This window comes from Tardiphaga sp. 839_C3_N1_4 (assembly GCF_051811045.1).
Classification (GTDB): Bacteria; Pseudomonadota; Alphaproteobacteria; order Rhizobiales; family Xanthobacteraceae; genus Tardiphaga.
On the sequence record NZ_JBPWQD010000001.1, the window covers coordinates 407,180 to 427,389 of the forward strand.

General features: G+C 59.6%; 14 protein-coding genes and 1 pseudogene. 6 read left to right on the forward strand and 9 right to left on the reverse strand.

Annotation, left to right across the window (positions count from 1 at the left end):
- Positions 1–150 precede the first annotated feature (150 nt).
- The 5 genes from AB8A38_RS02290 to AB8A38_RS02310 are packed head-to-tail and all read right to left on the reverse strand — an operon-like array spanning position 151 to position 6,054.
- On the reverse strand, positions 151–2,631 hold the full coding sequence (locus AB8A38_RS02290; RefSeq protein WP_439084814.1) for a glycoside hydrolase family 2 protein: 2,481 nt from the start codon (positions 2,629–2,631) through the stop codon (positions 151–153).
- A gap of 33 nt (positions 2,632–2,664) precedes the next feature.
- Positions 2,665–3,657 carry a DUF1839 family protein gene (locus AB8A38_RS02295; RefSeq protein WP_439084815.1) on the reverse strand — a complete coding sequence of 331 codons (993 nt, stop codon included), beginning with the start codon at positions 3,655–3,657 and terminating at the stop codon, positions 2,665–2,667.
- Between the two features lie 3 nt (positions 3,658–3,660).
- The gene (locus tag AB8A38_RS02300; RefSeq protein ID WP_439088449.1) at positions 3,661–4,569 is read right to left on the reverse strand and encodes an amino acid--[acyl-carrier-protein] ligase; all 909 of its coding nucleotides are present in this window, start codon (positions 4,567–4,569) and stop codon (positions 3,661–3,663) included.
- A 26-nt stretch (positions 4,570–4,595) separates the two neighbouring features.
- Positions 4,596–5,777 carry an acyl-CoA dehydrogenase family protein gene (locus AB8A38_RS02305; protein ID WP_439088450.1) on the reverse strand — a complete coding sequence of 394 codons (1,182 nt, stop codon included), beginning with the start codon at positions 5,775–5,777 and terminating at the stop codon, positions 4,596–4,598.
- 31 nt (positions 5,778–5,808) lie between these two features.
- Entirely contained in the window at positions 5,809–6,054 is a 246-nt protein-coding gene (locus AB8A38_RS02310) for an acyl carrier protein (RefSeq protein WP_439084816.1), read from the reverse strand.
- Positions 6,055–6,556: 502 nt separating this feature from the next.
- Here AB8A38_RS02310 and AB8A38_RS02315 point away from each other — a divergent pair.
- The 6 genes and pseudogenes from AB8A38_RS02315 to AB8A38_RS02340 all read left to right on the forward strand — a co-directional run bounded on the left by AB8A38_RS02315 (position 6,557) and on the right by AB8A38_RS02340 (position 15,157).
- Positions 6,557–8,362, forward strand: a complete 1,806-nt coding sequence (locus tag AB8A38_RS02315) for a serine aminopeptidase domain-containing protein (protein WP_439084817.1) — start codon at positions 6,557–6,559, stop codon at positions 8,360–8,362.
- Positions 8,363–9,177: 815 nt separating this feature from the next.
- Entirely contained in the window at positions 9,178–11,238 is a 2,061-nt protein-coding gene (locus tag AB8A38_RS02320; protein ID WP_439084818.1) for a glycine-rich domain-containing protein, read from the forward strand.
- A gap of 173 nt (positions 11,239–11,411) precedes the next feature.
- On the forward strand, positions 11,412–12,593 hold the full coding sequence (locus AB8A38_RS02325; protein WP_439084819.1) for an acyltransferase family protein: 1,182 nt from the start codon (positions 11,412–11,414) through the stop codon (positions 12,591–12,593).
- 321 nt (positions 12,594–12,914) lie between these two features.
- Positions 12,915–13,796 carry an FkbM family methyltransferase gene (locus tag AB8A38_RS02330; protein WP_439084820.1) on the forward strand — a complete coding sequence of 294 codons (882 nt, stop codon included), beginning with the start codon at positions 12,915–12,917 and terminating at the stop codon, positions 13,794–13,796.
- Between the two features lie 58 nt (positions 13,797–13,854).
- Positions 13,855–14,191, forward strand: a pseudogene (locus tag AB8A38_RS02335) (thiamine pyrophosphate-dependent enzyme); the annotation flags it as partial.
- A gap of 666 nt (positions 14,192–14,857) precedes the next feature.
- Positions 14,858–15,157, forward strand: a complete 300-nt coding sequence (locus AB8A38_RS02340) for a DUF3551 domain-containing protein (RefSeq protein ID WP_165826668.1) — start codon at positions 14,858–14,860, stop codon at positions 15,155–15,157.
- A 248-nt stretch (positions 15,158–15,405) separates the two neighbouring features.
- Here the strand turns inward: AB8A38_RS02340 and AB8A38_RS02345 are convergent, their stop codons facing one another.
- Genes AB8A38_RS02345 through AB8A38_RS02360 form a run of 4 tightly spaced genes read right to left on the reverse strand, consistent with a single transcriptional unit; the run spans position 15,406 to position 19,790 of the window.
- Positions 15,406–16,830 (reverse strand): DHA2 family efflux MFS transporter permease subunit, encoded by a 1,425-nt coding sequence (locus tag AB8A38_RS02345; RefSeq protein WP_439084821.1) that lies wholly within the window; start codon positions 16,828–16,830, stop codon positions 15,406–15,408.
- Positions 16,827–17,975 carry an NAD(P)/FAD-dependent oxidoreductase gene (locus AB8A38_RS02350; protein WP_439084822.1) on the reverse strand — a complete coding sequence of 383 codons (1,149 nt, stop codon included), beginning with the start codon at positions 17,973–17,975 and terminating at the stop codon, positions 16,827–16,829. The genes AB8A38_RS02345 and AB8A38_RS02350 overlap by 4 nt, the downstream gene beginning before the upstream one ends.
- On the reverse strand, positions 17,972–18,709 hold the full coding sequence (locus tag AB8A38_RS02355; protein WP_439084823.1) for a methyltransferase domain-containing protein: 738 nt from the start codon (positions 18,707–18,709) through the stop codon (positions 17,972–17,974). Before AB8A38_RS02355 ends, AB8A38_RS02350 begins: the two co-directional genes overlap by 4 nt.
- 4 nt (positions 18,710–18,713) lie before the next feature.
- Positions 18,714–19,790: a type III polyketide synthase gene (locus AB8A38_RS02360; protein WP_439084824.1), complete on the reverse strand. Its 1,077-nt coding sequence runs from the start codon at positions 19,788–19,790 to the stop codon at positions 18,714–18,716.
- Between the last annotated feature and the right edge of the window lie 420 nt (positions 19,791–20,210).

Here is a 20,210-nt window from a genome sequence, read left to right on the forward strand (position 1 = left end):
TGGCCGGTTCGGCAATTTGGGCACGAGGCTCGGCGAGCTCGCGGCCGGTCGAGGCTTGAAGGAGCACCTGGCGGCTGCTGGCGGTACAAATTTTCGGATGAAACCTCTTGGCTGAGAACTGGATGCCGATACCAATGGACCAATGCGAAGTCAGTATTCGACTTCAGTTAGCAGGGTGAGCGCAGAAACTCTCCCCGATGGGCGCAAATGGTGGGCGGAATGCACACGCGGCGCCAAGCGCACGATCTTGCGATGCCCGAACGCTAAATGGAAATAGTTGTCGTCGGGCAGGAATTTGTTGTCCGCGATTTCAACAAAACGCGTCGCCGTGACGGCTTGCAGGTCGAGAAAGAAACCGGCGTCGTCTTCACCAAGCACCGCGCCAATCGTCTGGTCAACCGCCGACGTCGGGGGGCAAAGAAAATGAAAGGCCTCTCGAGGTTGATCGGAGTCCTCGGCTGCGAACGTTGCATGCACGGTGTCATGCGCCGCTGGCCCAAAGCGATAGCAGTGACCGGCGTCGAAGAACCGGTCGAGCATTTCGAACGCTCCGATTGAAAGCCCGGCATGCGGTGCGATGGTCACATTGCGCACCGCTTCGATCACCGGCGTCTTGCCGTCTCTCAGGCAACGCAAGGTCAGTTTGCCTGCGGCGGCCCGCGGCGTGTCGTTAACGAGATGCAGGTAGAGCCCGTTGGTGCCTTCGTCAGTGATCGACAAGCGAAGCGGCAGCGCGGCGCGGCGCAGTGCGTAGAAGGCCGATTTCGGGCGGCCGTAGCAATCCAGCAGGCCCCAGCCTGCGCCGGGCTGCAGGTCGCGCCACAGCCATATCAGCGCGCCAGCGGTGGCGGAGGCTGGGCGGCGCCATTCGTCGATCGTCCGTTCGATGACCTCGGCTGTGATCGCGCGCGATAGCTGGCGCCAGCGCCCGGGTTCGCTGGGGCGCAGGCTGCGGCCGTCTTCGTTCCACAGCGCCTGAAGATAATGCTCGCGCACATCGTCGAAATCCCAAGATGCACCGCCATCTCGCGGGACGCCGGCGAGCCAGCGTTCCGGATTGCTGGCAGGATCGAGCCGATGGTCAGCGAAGTGACGATCGTCCGGCAGGTTGGCGAAAGCGAGACACTCGGAGGCGAAGCGGACATTGGCGCGGCGCGCATCGTCGAGGGGCCGCAAATAGGCGCCAACGCCGTAATAATGCGACGGGCCCGCTTCAGCCACGAAGGGCAGCACGCCGCCGGACGGCGAACCCGGCACATAGGCGACGTCACACCAGCCCGCCAAAACTTCGGGAATGACGGTTTCCGCCAGCGGTACGTCGCGCATCTGGCGCGGCAGGCCCATCATCGCAGCCTGCTGACCAACCTCACTGCCACCGCACATCACGACCAGTGACGGGGACGCGCTCAACCGGCGAGCGACCGTCGTGATTTCGCTGCGGATGACTTCAGCAAAGGCCACATCCGACGGGTAATCAAAATTGGCCATCATGACGTCCTGCCAGACCATGATGCCGAGCCTGTCGCAGAGGCGGTGGAAACTTGGGGTCTCATAGACCATGGTCCCGCTGAGACGGACCATGTTGAGGCCAGCACTTTGCACCAGGCCAAGGTCCCGCGCGTAATCGGCGTCAGATGCCTGCAGGCTCACCACGTCGATCGGCGTCCAACATGCGCCGCGGCAGAAAATGCGGACGCCGTTGACGTGCAGGGCGAAGCCCTTTTCATCCGGCCCGCGGTCGACCGCGATCCGGCGAAATCCAACCTCTCCCAAATCGATCCGGACGGTACCGATGTCGATGGTCACCGCATGGAGCGTCGGGCTACCATGGGTGTGAGGCCACCACAGCTCCACATCGGGGATCCGCAGTGTGCCCTGCCAGCGCGCCGCACCGGCGGGCGGCGCTTCGATGTCGAGCGGTCTCAGCTGCACCTCCGCCCCAGCGCAGTGCAGGACCGGCGTCACGCCTTCCGGCACTCCCGACAGATCGAGCGCGAGCGTCAGAACGCCTTCGGTGTCGTCGAGCCGGCTGCGCAGATCGACATTGTCGGCGCGAACAATTCCCTCTTCGATCAGCAGCACAGACCGGTATGGGCCGGCCACATCGACGGGCGGGCACCATCCGGGCATGTGCCCGATCAGCGTGGTGCGCAGGAACCGCAGCCGTGGCTCTTCGATCATCATCGTCTTCCAGCGTGGCCGAGGGCCTTTCGTTCCTGCCAGCACGCCGCGGAGGCTCCTGAAGGCGATATGCATCCAATGCTCACCGCCGAGCACAATCTCGGCCTCATACGGCTCGAACATCGAGCTCCCGGTCAGGATGAGCCTGCCATCGAGGAAAACCTCGGCGAATGTCGCGAGCCCCTCGAACCGCAGCTTGCGCTTGCCGCGTCCACTGATTTGGACCCGGTACCAGACGTCCTTGTTGTGCAGCGGCTGAGGGTCATCGAAACTCCATTGCCCGAGGGTCCGCAGCGCGCCGGCGGCTGTGCCAGGGATGATCGCGGGCAACCAGACGGCTTCACTCAAACCGCTGGGCTCCTGCCATGCGTGAGGGAGCGACAGCGCCAGTTCCCAGCCGGTGTCGAGCGGCTGAACCTTGCGTCCCGTCATGGCGCGGATGTCGGTCATGGCAATCAACAGGCCGATCAGGTCACAGAGAAATCATGCCGCGGCGCCGCGAGTCGCGAAGCCGTTCATGAGGCTGTCGAGAGCGATATCGTAGTCGGTCGCGAGCTGGCGGATGGCATCCGCCACATCCGGAACCTTGCCGCGGGCCGAGGCGCGGGCGAATTGAAACTGCATGATCTTGGTGCCGCCGGCGATCGCCTCCGCGGCCAGCCTGGCGCGCTCCAGCGCCGGCTCACCGTGCTCCTGCAACCACGCCAGATAGGTCGCGAGCAATTCGAAATTCGCACCGGCCTGACGTAATGTACTGAAAGCGTAGGTGTGAAACCACTCGGGAGGCCGTCCCATCAGCCGGCCGATGTCGGCACCGATCACGTCGCCCCATGCGGTAAATGGATTCCGCGCCGGACGACGACGCAGATGTTGCGCCAGCAAGGTGCGAGACATTTCGATCTGCTTATGGGCAGAAGACGCCGGACCGAACTTGATGAATTCGACGTAAGGGAAAAGCGGCTGGCCGTTGTCACGCGCGGGCCGCAACAGCCCCTCGAAGTCTTCGCCTTCGAGGCGGAAGTATCCGCCATTGTGAAAGTAATCGAGCCGGCGGTCGACCGAATCCAGGACGTTGACGCCGATGGTCGTTTTGCTGTGACTGTGACGATAGGTGATGCCGCGGGTATCCGGCAGGTAGTAAGAATCGACCTCGATCAGCGGCAGACGGCCCCGCGTCAACTGCACGCGCGCGTGATCTTCCAGATGATCGAAGATCGCAAGCTCCAGAATCTCGATGCCGTACAGCAGCGCGAGATCGGCGGCCGGAATCTTGAAAAACGTGAACTGGTCGCCCTCGTAATCTTGCGCGACCGTGAAAGCCAGCGCCGCCCGGGGATCATGCCCGCGCCGGGCCAGAACTTCGATCAGCAGATCGACGTAGCAGTTCGTCTCGGGCCAGTTGCGTGCGGGATCATGCAGCCCGTGACGCACATAGGTTGCCGGATCCAGTCCATCGATGGCGCAGGCGGTTTGCAAGGCCTAGCCCCACAGCACGCGGCGGACATCCGCGGGCCACGCGTCGACCTTGGTGCCGTGGTGACGGAACAGCGCCAGCGCCGTCCGCTCCAGGCCGAAGCCGACGCAGGCGGAGTGCGCGACCTCACCGTCCGCGAAATGCATGCCCCACAGGCTGCCGAAATGGTTCTGGTGATAGTTGAACGACAGACACGCCGTTGGATCTTCATCGCTCGCGACTGGGATTAGCAACTCAAATTTCAGACCCTGGTCGCGCTGACTCGACGCCATGACGCGGCCAGTGCGCCCGAAGAACGGATCGTTGGCCACATCGACAACGCAAGGCAGGCCCAACGAAGCGATAAGCTTTTCGCCGCGCTCGAGCCAGGTGGACCGGAAAGATGTCACTTCGTCGGCCGTGCCGATGCGGACGAATTCGCGCATCCGGAACAGCTGCATCCGCGCAGGATCCTTCGAGGGCTCATGGCGGAAGCAGTATGACTTGAGATCGAACAGCCGACCGCCTTCCGGCACCGGACCTTCCGCCGCGACAGTGGGATACAGCGGGTAGCAGGCAGCCGGCGTCAGCGCGACTTCCGTCGCATCCTGCATCTCGGTCCAGTCTTCGCCTCGCTCGATCATGCCGATGAGCTTGGTATGGTCGGCGTTATCGCCCATGAAAGAGTGGACGCAGCCGGCCAATTGCGGAAAGCTCTTCAGGTAACCGGCTTTCACAAGATTCTTGCGCGGCATGCCCGGCGGAAAATGAATCCGCGTCGCCTGATCGCCGACGGCTATTTTCGTCACCGCGGCTTCGAACCCGTCGATGACCTCTTCGAACACACCGGCGCGGCCATAGAGGCCATCGACGCCGGTCTTGATCAGGATCGACTCGTCGAACAGGGCGTCGAGAAATGCTTCCGGACTTTGCACGGCTTTAACAGGCGCGTTCATCACCATTACTCCAGGTCTGAGTCAAATCGGCTCGCGACCACTAGGCCAGCGGTGTTGGCGAGGATGCGATCGTTAGCCACCATCAGCGGCGCCGACAGCACATCCCTGAGATGGCGACCGACCGAGAATGGACCGTCGTTGCGATAGCCGGCGATGCCCGTCACCATCAGTGCTTCACGTACGATGTCGACGGCCATGGTCGAAGCCATGACCTTGAGATTGTTCATTTCGATCGCGAAATTGATCGAGCTGAGATCGTCTTCATTGCGCTTCGCAGTCTCGAACCGCTCAATATGGGCGACGAGCGTGGACTTGAACGCCTGCAATTTGGCGGTGGCCTCGGCTAGTCGAGCCGCGCCTGGGAGTGGCCCCGCGAAATCGGACGGCACGCGCCGCGCCGTTGCTCGAACCGAGGCTTGCGCGCGCGACAAAGCATCGGTCGCGATCCCGAACCAGACGCTCGCCCACAGCACATGCGCGGTGGCCAGCATGGATTGCACCGCGATCTCGTGGAACGGCTTCGGAAAGATCTGATCGGCTCCGGCTGTTGCCGTCAGCAGGAAACCCTCGGAGCAGGTGGCGCGCATGCCGAGCGTATTCCACTCAGCGGTGCGCTGAAGTTGATAGTCACCACGCCGCAGCGCGATCAGGACCTGATCGGACCCGATCGACGCCGGACCGCGCCGCGCGGTCGCCATGATGATATCGGCTTCCGCGGCATAAGACAGGACACTTGCCTGCTTTGTCAGCGAAACCCGATCACCCGTCGTCTCGATCGCACAATTCGATACCCGCAGATCGCCGCCGATACCAGCCTCCGTGGTAGACGACGCGATCAGTAGCTGCTTGACAGCTACATCGCGCATGAGGGCACGATGATATTCGGTTTGCATCCCATGGGCGACCAGGCTCGATAGCTTGATCTGATGCATGGCGTAAATCATGCCGCTGGCGCCGCACGCGCCCGCGAGAATCGCGCAAAGATTGGCAATCTTGCGCAATTCCAATTCCTGGCCACCAAGGCTTCTAGGTACCATCAAGCCGAGCATCTTGTTACGACGAAGAGCTTCGAATGTCTGCGCTGGAAACGTCGCGGTTAGGTCCGCAAGAGCGGCATTTGGCGAAGCAACCTCGATGGCAACCCGCCGCATCGCGTCACGCCAGGACACGGCTTCGGGCACGTCAATGCCTTGCTTCACCGCGTTCGGGATCATGACCCTAGACTTTCTCAGAGACGAGCTGGTCGACAGCAGCAATCAACCCACCAAGCGTCGCAAATGTCTTGCGAGTCAGCAGACTGTTGGGAAATTCGATATCGAATTCTTCCTCGATGGCCATCATCAGCTGAACTGAACCGAACGATGTCATGCCCGCATCGAACAGATTGTCCTGGTCGGATAAGCCATCGACTGGAACGGGAAGTAGGTTCAGCGATCCGACAATGGTGCGGACACGGTCACGCATGAAGTTTCTCCAACGCTACAAAAAAAGTCCATCGCTTCGCCAGGGGATGCGAGCGGCTCATAGTGATATGGACCAGATACCAATCAAAGGTAGAGAGAATCGTAATAAGCTTCAAATGCAACAGACCGTTCCGGCGTCAAGATTAACAAAATGAAGATGCAATCACGCAAAATAGACGCTTTCGTCAATCCTGGCGCGGGTTGCTGCGGTCGCGACTATCAGTCGGGTGCTTTTGAGCAACGGCGCTGATGGCAGGATCAGCGGCTTCAAGTCGATCGCACGAGATAGTGCACCATGATTAGCAAATTGCTAACTATGTGCGGCGACGTACTGCACCGAGCACACGTTAATGATGGAACGCGATATCGAATGACACCTTCGTCGTGCCTGAGTTAAGAAATGGGCATCCGGCAAGGGCGGCTGCTAAGCAGCGAAAATATCGATATGCTGACGCCATTCGGCTGACGAATTGGATTCGGCAAACTGTGATAGTTTCAAGATCATGACATCCCGATATGGCGCACCTGTAACGTTCGATACTTTCGGCGGCTTTTATCACACGGGCTGCATTGACCGCTGCGGACGCAAGGCGGTGCTGTTGCTCGCACCGATCGGATATGAGGAGTTGTGTACCCGCGCCACATGGAGTGCTTTGGCCGAGTACATTGCGGCGGCAGGTCATGCATGCCTCAGATTCGATTATCCCGGCACGGCAGATGCTATCGATCTCGCCGGCGACCCCGAAGGCATCTCTGACTGGTTTGTTGCTGCTCGTCAGTGCGTTGCATTCTTGCGGGAATACAATCCCGGCATCGAACTCATTCTGGTCGGACAAGGCCTTGGCGCGAGTCTGGCCGTCCAACTCGCAACCGAATTACCGGACGTCGCAGCAACGGTCCTGATGGCGCCGGTCGTCAAAGGCCGCGCCTATCTTCGTGAACTTCAGGCCTGGTCGCGCATGTTGACCGACCGGATGGGTATCGGGCCCGACCCTTCCGACAACGGCTACAGCGTCGCTGGTATTCCTCTGGCAAGCGGCCGTGCCGCAGTCATCAAAACTATCGATCTTACTCGGACAAGTGAGCCTCCCGCCGCGCGGATCCTTTTGGTCGAGCGCAGTCAAATGTCCCGCGACAGCTCAATCGGCAACCACCTGAAGATGCTCGGAGCCGATGTTTCGTCCATCGACTACGAGGGGTATGAAAATATCCTGCAAAATCCAAGTTTGGCTGGTCCACAGCTCGGCACGCTGGCACGCATCGTGTCATGGATCGGCAATCTCGGGCATTCTCCAACCGCGGGCGCCGACTGTTCTGCCAAAGTGGTAGGGCCCGCGCGGTCAATCGCCGGACCTCACTATGACGAGTTACCGGTTCGGTTTGGGCCAGACGAGCGGCTCTTCGGAGTCCTGTGTTTGCCGCTAGGTCGAAGGCCTTCAGCTATCGCAGTGCTCGCTAATTCGGGGCGCGACTATCACATCGGTTGGGGTCGCGCGGCAGTAGAACAGGCGCGGGCCCTCGCGGAGCGCGGGATCGCTTCGTTGAGAATCGACGCTGGCGGTATAGGCGACAGTGCGGCGTCGGCAGGCGCGCCGCCCGAAGTACTTTATTCGGAAGAGCAGACTGCTGACCTGCGTCACGCGATCGACTATGTAGAGAAGCTCGATGCTGGCCCGATCGCCTTGGTCGGACGCTGCAGTGGTGCTTACGCCGCATTCCAGGCAGCGGTGCAAGATGTGCGCGTTCGCAATGTCGTCGTTATCAATATCATGCGTTTTGTCTGGGACCCACGGGAAACCGTTGCTGAAGCCTTGTTATCGGCCCATCGGACCATCGGCGGGTCTGTTGCGATGTTATTTAGCAAGCGAAGCCTGAGACGACTTCTGTCAGGCAATTTGCGCGTCAAAGCTCCGCTTATCTTTTTCTCCAAACGCCTTGTTCGAACTGTCTCATTGATAGCCAGCCACATCCCGGGCCGGGCCGGCCAGAAGCTCTACAGCGAGGGTCATCGCCGTTTCCAAATTCTCGAAAGTCGCGGCGTTCGTCTAGCGATGTTATTTTCGGAAGGAGATCACGCGCTGGGCGAATTCCGCACGTATATGGGAAGAAGGGGCACGCGGCTACGCCGCTATCCGAAGGCTTCGGTTTCGATAATCCCTGATGCCGACCACGATTTCACCCATTCGGCGGCGCGCGCGCGACTAACGAACGCCTTGTGCGACGTGCTCGCGGCGCCTTCGTCACCGCCATCCCGCGAACAGCACCGTCAGGCTTCCAAGTTTCCCTCGGGATCTCTCTTGCGCCGCTAACGTTTCTCGACTGCTTTGCAGTGCCTCACCTCTCTCAGCGAGCAGTCGAGGATTATGACAAAGCGATATCCCAGGGACATCTCAGTCAGGATGATCTGGTGCTGCTTCAGGTCGGGTGCGGCTATGCCTATCTCAGCCTGAAAACCTGTCGAGCCGCCATAAAGGACTTCACTGCTGCGCTCAAATTCACTCCTGCCTTCTCCAACGCGTTGAAATGGCGCGGTCTCCATCTTGAACGGATAGACTAGACAGAGAATGCAGTTCGTGACTACGAAGCTGCCTTAAAACTGAAGCCACTAGGCAGCGTGCTTGCAAAGAAATTGCGGGTCATGACAGCAAGTGAATCGTTTCCAACTAGCATCGACTTAGTCAGCAGCAGCATAGCAGTAGGAAAGCATCGATCTTGAATTCACTGCTGACCTTCGTCTCTGCATGATCCGCCTCCATCTTTGTGAGACACGTAAATTGGTGTCGATCAAACTGGTAACAGTTCACGCACGCATTTGTGCGTTGACGCTTGGCAAAGATTGTGCCGCCGCCGCCGATTTGTGTCGATCTGATAAAATCTAATGCCGGTACTACAATTCTTTATCGGTTATTCACCGCGCCGTCCGATTGAGAGCTGCATGCCTGCCGCGCTCTTGACGAAGCCATACGACTACCTCTCATTGCAGAATGAAGCGATGATCCGCGATCGTGAAGATGCTCAATGCGGGATGATCACGCTCTAAAATAAAAACTTTCTAAAGGGACGTGACATGCCTGCCTCCACACCGCTTCCATATGCAACAGTAACGTCCTTAAGCGCTTTCGACATGATCGACAGCATGGGGACAAATACAAACATCGCTTATCAAATCGGAGGGACAACGGCCGCGGATCTGCCAAATAGGGATGGTGAGATCGAGCTGATCAGCGCGCTGCAATATCTCGGCATTCATCACATCCGCAACGCCGGCTTGGATGCAAATCCAAACGAGAATGCTGGCACTGCCTATCCAAATGCGCCGAGCGACTATCAGAATTTCCTAACAATCCGAAACTCAATTCCAAACATTAAAATAGATTTCGTAGTTGACGCAGGTGGACCGCCCTACTGGGGTGACGGCACGGCGAGCGATATGAAGATTATCCTGCTCAACCTCGCACAGCTTGGTGCTCTGGCTGCCATGGAAGGCCCGAACGAGCCGAACAATCAAACGACGTACAGCCCCTCCGGAAGTCTCTATCCGCCAGGCAACACGGCTTACAATCAAATCTGGACGGACTGGGGCGTCGCATTTCAGAGTTTGAAGAACAGTAGTACGGCGTTTACAGGCGTCCTCATATTGCCGCCCACTAGCGCGGTGACGGGGCCAAATGGCGCCGATGGTGTCGAAGCGACCTATGCGACTTCCGGACTGACCGATCATACGGCCTACTATGATCTGATGAACTTCCACAGTTACTCGTCCGAAGGCCTTGATGGCCTCAGTCTTGGCGACCCGCACGGCGCTATTTCAAATGGCAATCCACCCAACTCCGGTTGTTATCAAGTATCGATCCCCAACTGGGGTCGATATGCTATGCCGGGAAAGAGAGTCGTCATAACCGAAAGCGGAAATAACACGGCGTTGGTGGCAACTGGCGGCCTGAAGGTAAGCGAACGTGCGCAAGGCGTAGCACTTGTCAGTAATTACTTTTGGGCAAAGTATTTTAATGCCCTCAGGCTCTATCAGTATGAGATCAATGACGACTCAAACGACTTGAGTGATAGTACTGTGGTGCGCTGGGGCTTTTACCGCGGCGATTGGAGCAAAAAAGTCGCTGCCGACTACGTGCATAATTTTACGAGCGTTCTAGCGGATACCGCACAAAGTGATCCGAGCATGATCCCGAGTTTTACAGTGTCGGGGAAGAATACATCGACTTGGGGGGCGACCCTGGCATTCTCCAAGTCAGACGGATCCTACGTGATCGCCTGCAATAATACGCTTCAGTGGTGGAACGCGACGAATGGCGGAGATCTGACTCCAATCGCGGAAAACTGGACGATTACGTTTTCAACGAATTCAACCTATACCATCACCGATGTCATGACCGGCGTGACGTCTGCTCCCCAGACTGGGTTAACGGCCGCTGTTGCCGTCCGTGGATATCCCATGCTGGTCCACGTCACTAACAACGCGCCAACTGTTGTTGTTCTGACGAACGGTACCTCATGGACCGTTCCGGCAGGCGTCACAAAGCTTTCGCTGGTCGAGTGCACTGGCGGCGGTGGCGGCGGCGCCATGGTGACCGGGAACGGTGGTGGAAACGGCGGCGGTGGTGGCGCATATGCTGCGATCGCCAATTTTACTGTCACACCGGGCGCCAGCATTCCCTATAAAATAGGAGCTGGCGGCGCGGGCGGAGGCAATAACGGTTCAAGCCCCGGTGGAGCAGGGGGCACGACCTTCTTCAGTTCGGCGAGTAGCGTATCTGCCGTGGGAGGAAAGGGCGGAGTTTTAACCAACAATACAGTGGCAGCCGGCGGGTCCGCTACAAATTGCGTCGGGACAATGAAATTCAGCGGCGGCAATGGCGGGCCGAACACCACCTTCGGGGCATACGGCGCAGGCGGCGGTGGCGCGGCGTCAGCGGCTGGCGCAGGCAATGCGGGTCACAATGATAATACGGGAGCTGGCGGCAGCTCGCCGGGTGGGGGGGCTGGCGGTGTGCCTGATGGCGACGGTGTGTCTAGCCCGAATGGCGGTGGTGGTGGCGGCGGCGTTAACAGCTTGCGCTGTGGTAACGGCGGCACCCCCGGCGGTGGTGGCGGCGGCGATGGCGCCGATATATCCAGCCTCGGTGGTATTGGTGGCCAAGGGCAAGTCCGAATTACCTATTCTAACTAACAAAAGGGCGCGCCTATAGGCTCCAGTCGGAACGTGGCTCGGAATCAAGTTGAGCCTTTCTAAATTCATAGAAACCTCGAGCCCGAGGAGTGTCATGGAAACGTGTTCATGTCGTCTATCTGCGTACGATCGGAAGAAGCTTGACCCTATCGATCTTGTGGAGGAGGGCCATTATGTCTGACCCAGAGGTCAGCTCTCAACGGTTGGAAAAATTTCCGGCTTTTGACGGCTTTCGTGGCGTGGCAGTGCTAGTTGTCGTCTTCAGCCACTTACCGCAAGTGGTTGACAGTGACATGTATAACATGGCCTGGAAGCTCAATCAGGCGCCCCGGGCAGCTTATGTGGTGCTGGACATTTTCTTCGCCGTCAGTGGCTTCTTTATTACCCGGCTATTGCTGCGGGAACGCGCCAAGACCGGCCGCATTTCGTTCTTTAATTTTTACGCTCGCCGCGCCCTGCGAATTGTTCCGGTCTATTACATTGCCGTGGTCTCTTGCTACTTCGTTTTTCATTTTGGGCCGTGGGATACGCTCAGTCTGCTTACCTACACATTTAATTTTTACCACCCGTTTCATCCTGCGCCGCATCCGCTCGAGCAAACCTGGTCGCTCTCCGTCGAGGAGCAGTTTTATTTCTTCTGGCCGCTGTTGGTCCTGTTGGTGCCGCAGCGTCTGTTGAGCGTTGTTACGGGGCGCGTGATTCCGGCTCTTGCAATCGTCAGCGGCCTCGTGATCGCTGCAATTTATGGCAGCCGAGATAATGTTTTGTCCGGCGATCTCGTTTATATGTCGATCTTTACGCGCATGCTGTCACTATCGCTTGGCGGTTGGTTGGCGGTTCGCGAGTTTGAAAAGCGCTTGCTGCGTGGATGGCATTGCGTGCTGTTTCTGGCGGTCGCGATCTTGCTGCTGATTGCCGATCGGGTAGGCCGGAGCACTGACATCATCACCTCCCAAGCGGCGTATTGGACATTGGCTCTAGCGGCCTACGCGATGATCAGTGTATCGTTCGTCAGTACGATGGTTTTCGACGATGGTGTCGTGAAGCGTGGGCTGACCGCGTTTCTGTCGATGCCGATCTTGCGCGGCTTTGGCCACATCTCCTACGCGATGTACGTTGTCCATCTCCCGGTGTTGTTCTTTTTGGGCCTGAACGATGGTGCGCTAAGCGGCAATAAAGCGCCACTGGCGCAGGTTGTCCTCGCCTTCGCCATTACCCTTGCACTTTCTGTTCTCTCGTATTTTGCTCTCGAGAGCCCGCTATCATCCTTCAAGGCGAGATTTGGCGGAGCGCCGGCGCAGCCTGCGGAGAGCCCCGTCGTTGAAGCGTTACCCACAGGGGCGCCGTCAAATTGAAGTCTGCGTCCCTGTCTTGTCGCGCCTGATACAGCAGACTGTCCGCGATCGTTGGGAGGCTCTAGGTGAGTGATGGCGGTCTCCTAGAAACCATTTACGTTAATCAGAACTCCCCGCGATTGCTGTAGACAAGTACCGATAATAGCTGTTCGGTCCTCGTTGGCGGCTGAGGCAAATGCTGCGGAACTGACGATTAGATTAAAGTTGGAAATACTTCCGGAGTTTTACAGCTTCCGAGGGATGGGCGTCGCTATTTGCTCCCTCAATATCCTGCACTGCAGTCCATGTTTGGTATCAGGCAATCTTCAGAAGGCATGCTTTATGGGAAATCTGGCCGATCTCTACCATCTGTCGCGCTTCGCAAACCGCCATCCGCTGGCGCGCGAGAATAAACGTCGCACGTTCTTAAGGTTCATGCGATGGCAGGTTGCCAGCCGCGCCATTCAACAGCCCATCGTTTTACCCTTCGTCGGAGAATCTCGGCTTATTATATCCAAACAGATGCCGGGTGCTGCGGTGAACTATTACTTCGGCTTGCCTGAGGTCGAAGAAGTCTCGCTCGCGCTTCACTTCCTTAGAGAAGGCGATCTTTTGGGAGATGTCGGCGCCAATATCGGTGCACTCTCGATTGCGGCAAGCAGCGTAGCAAAAGCACGCGTGATCGCCATGGAACCGGTGCCGTCGACCTTCAAAGCTCTGCGCGACAATGTGGCGATCAACGAGGTATCGAACCTCGTGACCACGCTTAATATGGGGGCGGGGAAGGAAGCTTCCGATCTAAATTTCTCCACCGATCGCGGGGGAAATGACCGGATCGTCCTGGATGGCTCCGGGCTGTCAATTCCCGTCCGGGCACTTGACGAGGTGTTCCCGGAGACGCCGAACATGCTGGTTATCGATGTGGAGGGATTTGAACCCGCGGTAATCGCGGGAGCGAAACGGATTCTTGCTGATCCCAAGCTTGAGATCATCATCGTTGAGACGCTTGGGCTGGCCTCGGACTACAATCTCGACGATCGCGCGATGCATGAGACGATTCTCAGGAATGGTTTCGTTACAGCGAAGTACGATGGGTTCACGCGCGTACTGGAGCCGACAATGGGCATGGATAAATTCAATACGATCTATGTGCGTGATGTGGCGAGGGTGAGTGAGAAAGTCCGCAAGGCAAATGCCTTCCGAGTCGGCGATCGCCTTATCTGAAGATCGCCTCAATACCATGCTCACGGGTCGGGCGCTAGCGCGTTGACTCAACAGGTCGGGGGCGGCCGTCACGCTGCGTTCGCTGGAGACTGTGCAGTGTCTGAAGCTCGATCTCGTCATGCTCGCAATCGAGGATTGCGTGTACGGGATGATCAGGTGGAAGCAGGCCGTTGACGGTTTCGCCGATGCGGCGCCTAGCCTTCGGCAAACCGGATTTTGTCGCTTACGCGCAGTCCTACGGTGCCCAGGGTCATCGCGTGACCGAGGAGGGCGGCCTGGCACCCACACTGGAGAAGGCCTTCGCGGCCGGCGGCCTTCACCTCGTAGTGGTGCCGGTGGACTACAGCGAGAATGTTCGTGTTTTGGTGGACGAACTAGCCGACATGCAGCACTAGGGCGCTTTGCTCCCTTGTTCTTGTGGAAAAAGTAATGAGAGAGGGCGCCGGCGGCGCAAAGAATCTCGGCGGACTGATCGCACGCGATCTTGCGAGAGAGGGCGCGAAGGCGATCGCGGACAACAACCACGTTCATATCCGTTAGCATCGCGCCGTGGTGTGAAAATGTAGGTGTGATCCGACCTGCCTCGATACACCCTCAAGTTTGCACGGGGGAAGGCGTGAGTCAGTAAGTGACGGGCAAGGAGTGCTTCGACCTGGTCTGCCTTGATCAAGTGCAGAATCTCCATCCGCACTTGTTACCTTTTTTCAGCGTGAATCGCTGCTTTGTGCCGAAGATGATGGCACCCTCTTTGAAACCTTGCGGAAAATTCGAGAGGCCGATTTCCCGCTGTCAGTCAGACCTTCATTCGGAACGTCGATCGGGGTCGCTCCGAGCGCTTTCGAAAGTTAAACACGTATTTATTCGGGAAATACATAGGATTTCCTATCTCTTTGGTATGGGACCTGTGCGAAGAAAATCTTGAATTTCCAGCGCACGATGATCTCGGAAACGTAGCCCTCGGCTGCCCATCTTGCAGGCTTTGCAATCGCGATTTCCCGATCGATGCGACTGCGGGACCGCGAGCGGCACGCTTTGAGGTTCACAGCAGATGGAGATGGATGATGATTTTCGATCGACAACCCAGGTATCTCACTGCGGCCTTTGCCGTTGCCGTCGTGCTCTCGTTTGCAGCGCTGAGATCGCAACCCGCCGAAGCTACGCCACTGCACCGTGACGCATCGCCGTTCTGTCTGTTGCCAGGCTCATCCAATGGTCCAGGGGGCGCACCGCAGATCTGCGGCTACTATGATTATCAGGAATGTCTGCAGGCCGCGGCCGACATGCACGCCAACTGCGTGGAGAACATCGATTTCCGCGGTAGTTATGAGCGAACGCCTGACGGGTGGCGTGCCCGGTACTAAGCGCCTTCGCGAGCGGCACAGCCCGGTCAATAAAATCTCTCGTGCGGAAAACGAGATCATCTTGAAAAGGGGCGCCGAGAAGCGCGTCTATCGCTTCTCGGGATGGCGGCGGCAGCGCCGCTCGCCCGGGCTGAACTACTGTTCGCGCCTGCCCCATGCGAATGGCACCAGCAGCACGGCAAGCAGCGCCGTTGCTGCCAGCATTGCCCAGGCATCGTTCACACTCCAGACAAAGGCCGTCTTTTCGATCATAGGCCGACCAGGGCTTCCATGGCGGGAGTGGGTGGGCCGGAGAGACCGCTTGTCAGCAATGCGGGATCGAGGCCAATGGCCGTTGCCGCCGTGGGGTCTCCCGATAGCAACCGCATCTGCAACGCATCGGCGTAGATGTGGGCGCGGCTATATAGGATGGTGCCAATCAGCGCGATGCCGATCGCGCCGCCCAGATTGCGCATCAGGTTGAACAGGCCGCTCGCTGCCGACACCTGTGCTTCCGGTAGCGAGCCCAACGCTAGGCGGGTCGGTGGCAACAGGCAGAACATGATGGCGATGCCGCGAACGATTTGTGGCCAGAACATCTGATTGAAATCGGTGTCGCGTGTCTGAAACATGCTGAGGGCGAGTCCGATACCAAACACCGCAAAACCTGCGGCGGTCAGCCAGCGCGCATTGAGCCGCCGTTCCAGCGCGACGGCGATGGGTGACATCGCCAGTTGCGCGGCGCCGGTCACCAGCATCGTCGAACCAATCTGCAGGGCGTCGTGACCCCTGACGTAAGCCAGAAAAACCGGGATGAGATAGACCGAGCCGTACAAGCCCACGCCCAGGCAAAAGCTCAACGCGCATCCGATCGCGAACGAGCGGTTTCGGAACGGGCCAAGCTGGACGACAGGATGGGCAGCGCGCAACGTGCGTCGGACGAACAGGCCGCCGCAGAGCGCGCTGATTGTGAACAGGCCCGTGCAGGTAATCGATACCCAGCCATCATGGGGGGATTGCTTCAGTCCGATCTCCAGAGTGGTCAGCGACGTCGCCATCAGAACCAGCGACCGCCAATCGATTTCCGCAACGTCGCCAAAGTTCAGCTGCTGCCGGGGCAGCAGAGGAGGCGCCATAAGGCAGGCGATCAGCCCGGGAACGACATTGATCAGGAACAGCCAGTGCCAGGACCAGGTCTGCGTGATCCAGCCGCCGACCACAGGTCCGACCGTCGGCGCCAGCACCGCCACAATGCCGGCGATCGTCGTGGCAATACCTTGGCTGCGCGGCGGGAACAGCAGGAAGACCGCAGCGAACACCGCCGGGATGAGCGTGCCGCCTGTGAATCCCTGCAGCACACGAAACGACACGAGGGCGGCGAAGGTGCCGCTCGCGGCGCAGCCGATCGACGCCAGCGTGAACAGCGCGAGGGCTGCGGCAAACAGCCAGCGCATTGAGAGCACATGCGTCAGCCAGCCTGTAAGGGGAATGGCTATGATCTCGGCAATCAAATAGCAGGTCTGGACCCAGCTCATCGTCTCCGGGGAGATGGCGAGGGCATTCTGAATGGTCGGTAGCGATGTTGCGACCACCTGAATGTCGAGGATCGCCATGAACATCCCAAGACACATCAGGACAAAGCCGAGCCATGTCCGGGTGTCCGCGAGGGGCAGTTCGGTGCGCAGGGTCGTCATGGGCTTACGAGCGGCGGGACAGGCAGCACGGCAGGGTCAAGGCCATCCATCGCGCGGGTTAATCGGGTGCGGCGGACGATCGAGCCGATCAGGCCCGGGCCGCGCGTGGCCGCGGCGAACATCAGGTTTCGGCTGATGCGATGCCCGGCAAGGCAGGAGACGATGCTCGCCAGCCGGATCGGACCGGCCGTGAGTTTTCGCGCGGCCGCCAGATACACATCAGGTGAAAGGCCCTCTCGGATATGCGCGACTGCCAGCGCGGCCGATCCAAGGGCGATGGCAAGGCCGTCGCCGGTGAAGGGCGGGATGTGGGCGAGACGGTCGCCGACCCGATAGGCTGCAGCGTTTCGCTCGCGATGAAGATGTCCGCCGCTGGGACAGACCACGGCCTTCGGCTTCTCCCACAGCGGCTCGGCGTCTGCCAGCCGCTGTGCGAGTGCGGGAAGCGTCGCCGCCACATGGTTGCGCAGCGCAGGCCAGCCGGATCCGAACTGGCTCATGGTTTCACCCGGCAGCACCATGCAGAGGTTGGCGATACCGTCTTCGACCAGTTCGAGGCCGATATAACTGGCCTCCAGAAAGTAAAGCTCGACCCGGCCCTCGAGCGCTCGGCGAATGTCCGGACTAGGCCGCAGGTGCATTTTCAACCCGACCTGCGAGCCGTCGCGCGTGTCGTCGATGCCGCGCAGACCCAGCTTACCGGTGGCCAGTACGAGGTTCCGGCAACTCACCGTATGGCCGTTGTCGCACACGACCAGCCAGCCGGGTCCATCGCGTCTCGCCGTTTTCACCGTCACGTCGCGATGCAGGCGTGCGCCGCTGAAATGTGCGTGTCGCAGCAGCGCGGCGTCGAGACGATAGCGCGACAGCGACAGCCCGTGAAACGGTAGTGCCGAGGTCACGCTGCGTCGCGAGGAATACAGCGCCACCTCATCGACCGTCACCGCGCCGAGCGCCAGCGGATCGACGCCCAGCCGTTGCAACAGCAGCTGTGTCTCGACGCTGAGGAATTCGCCACACACTTTGTGCTGGGAGGTCGCCGTGCGCTCGATCAGCATGACGTCGTGGCCATGACCGGCCAGACCGCAGGCCACCGCGCTGCCGGCCGGCCCGCCGCCGATGACGATCGTCTCGACCTGGATCATCGCACACGTCCGATCACGAAGCGGAACAGGAACCATCGCAGGCGCACCGCGCGCGGCGCGATCCCGGCATCGCGTAACCGTGCTGTCCATTCCGCGCGGGTAAGGGCTCTCGCAACTGAGATCCGGCCGTCGTGAATGACAATGGGATGCAGCCGCGTCAGCCAGCCCATCAGGCCGATGAAATGGAACGGCACCCGGTGGCGCTGCAGGTCGTAGATCATCCAGCCGCGCCGCGCGTTCCTCTCCATCCAGCGCAGGAACGTTACGATCATCTCGTCGGACATATGATGCGTGAGCAAGCTGCTGACGACGAAGTCGATGGGGGAGGGTGGGATGAAATTGAAGATGTCCATCACCTGATATTCGATATTGAGATCGTTTCCTGTCGCCGACTGCGCGATGCGGACCGTCTCGCGATTGAGATCGAGCCCGATCAGCTTGATCTGCCGGCCGCGCCCGGCGGCCCAGCTGCGGATCGCTCGGAGCAGGTCGCCATAGCCGCAACCGACATCGACGAGCGTGAGCTCGGTGCCTTCAGGTATTCGCTGGATGGCGGCGTCCAGCCAGGCAATCACCGCTCGGTGCCCGAGCATCGCGCCGTTGAAGCGGGCGAGGTCGCGCAGCACAAGTTCGAGCTCTTCCGGACTTGCGTCGGCGCTGTCCAGCCATTCGGCTTCGGTACTTCGCTGCGACAGGTCCGTCGCTGCAGCGTGGGTGGTGCTGAATGTGCTCATGGGGTCAGGCCGCGGTTCGAAAAAGCATGGTTTCCGCGATCAGTCCGGGCCCGAACGACATTGCGCACCCGCTGCGACCACGTGCGCCCGAACGCATTAGCCGCTCGATCACGAACATGACCGTCGCCGACGACATGTTTCCATAACGGCGCAGCACGTCGCGCGACACCGCCAGCGCGGTCGGCGCCAGCGCGAATGCTCGCTCCACGGCGTCGAGAACGGTCCGGCCGCCGGGATGCACCGCCCACAGGTCGATCGACGCCGCGGGCGCCCCGGCCAGGATCTCATCGGCGCTCCGCCGTAGGCCGTCCTGGATGACGGCCGGAACGCGTCCCGACAACACCATGTCGAAGCCGGCGTCGCGGATGTTCCATGTGATCAGATCGTGGGTATCGGGGACCAGCATTGCGCGGAAACTGTCGAGCGCGATGCCAGACGGTTCGGCGCTCACAAGGCTTGCCGCGCAACCGTCGGCGAACAGCAGGAACGAGAGCATCTGCTCGAGATCGGCGGTTTCCTTGAGATGCAGCGTACAGAGTTCGAGGTTGACAATCAGTACGCGCGCCGACGCCTCGGAGCGGACGATGTGATAGGCCAGCTTCAGCGCGTTGATGGCGGCGTAGCAGCCCATGAAGCCGATCACGGTGCGTTCGACCGTCGTCGGAAGCTCGCAACGCGCGATGAGATCTAGGTCGACGCCGGGCGCGGAGAAGCCGGTGCAACTGGTGACGATCAGGTGTGTGATGCGGTCACGATCTGCTCCGAGACGCAGGCGATCGACGGCGGCTTGCGCCAGTTCGGGCGCGTGTCGCTCATATTGCTCCATCCGCGTCGCCGTATCGGGAAAATCACTACGGGCATAGAAGCCGCCGGCATCGAAATGGTCGCCTTCCGGCCGATTGCTCGGCGTAAGGCACGAGAAGCGGTGCTCGATGCCGGACTTGTCGGCCATGCGTTCGAACAGTCGCGCCTGACGCGGGTTGGCCAGATGGAGCGTCGACCGTGCGAAGCGGCGAAAGGCATCATGGACGTCGTAAGGCGGCACAGCCGTTGCGACACGATTGATATAAACTGCTGGCAAGGGAATCCCTCCGTATGCCTCCGCCGAAATGAGCGCCGGCCGATGAAGGTCGAGATAGCGAAGAAAGTCCGCGGAGCGATTAAATTGCGATTTAAGAACCGACCGAAGCTCTGCTTCGGTCGGTTCTGGCGGGGGCGATGGCAGGTGTCTGGCCGGCAATCGTTGCGCATGGGACGTCAGTGCGTCGCAGGTTAAATTCGTATTTAATTGAAGAACACAAGCCTTCCGAAGATGTTGTGGCCATTGGTTTGCCGTCCGGCTGGGCGCGTTCCGATGGCTGCTGCATCAGTAAGCGCCGTTCGCAGGTGGGTCGATGGTTGGAATTCTGACGTCGTTCGTTCGACAAGGTGCGATCTCGCTAGGGGTGTCGCTGTTACTTGCCGCAACCGCATTTGCGGTGGCGCGCCCGCCGCACAAGTC

Bases quoted from the DNA above. Each gene is read 5' to 3' on its own strand.
- AB8A38_RS02290 (WP_439084814.1), bottom strand. From the start codon at position 2,631: ATGACCGACATCCGCGCCATGACGGGACGCAAGGTTCAGCCGCTCGAC.
- AB8A38_RS02310 (WP_439084816.1), bottom strand. From the start codon at position 6,054: ATGCGTGACCGTGTCCGCACCATTGTCGGATCGCTGAACCTACTTCCC.
- AB8A38_RS02315 (WP_439084817.1), top strand. From the start codon at position 6,557: ATGACATCCCGATATGGCGCACCTGTAACGTTCGATACTTTCGGCGGC.
- AB8A38_RS02320 (WP_439084818.1), top strand. From the start codon at position 9,178: ATGATCGACAGCATGGGGACAAATACAAACATCGCTTATCAAATCGGA.
- AB8A38_RS02325 (WP_439084819.1), top strand. From the start codon at position 11,412: ATGTCTGACCCAGAGGTCAGCTCTCAACGGTTGGAAAAATTTCCGGCT.
- AB8A38_RS02330 (WP_439084820.1), top strand. From the start codon at position 12,915: ATGGGAAATCTGGCCGATCTCTACCATCTGTCGCGCTTCGCAAACCGC.
- AB8A38_RS02340 (WP_165826668.1), top strand. From the start codon at position 14,858: ATGATTTTCGATCGACAACCCAGGTATCTCACTGCGGCCTTTGCCGTT.
- AB8A38_RS02345 (WP_439084821.1), bottom strand. From the start codon at position 16,830: ATGACGACCCTGCGCACCGAACTGCCCCTCGCGGACACCCGGACATGG.
- AB8A38_RS02350 (WP_439084822.1), bottom strand. From the start codon at position 17,975: ATGATCCAGGTCGAGACGATCGTCATCGGCGGCGGGCCGGCCGGCAGC.
- AB8A38_RS02355 (WP_439084823.1), bottom strand. From the start codon at position 18,709: ATGAGCACATTCAGCACCACCCACGCTGCAGCGACGGACCTGTCGCAG.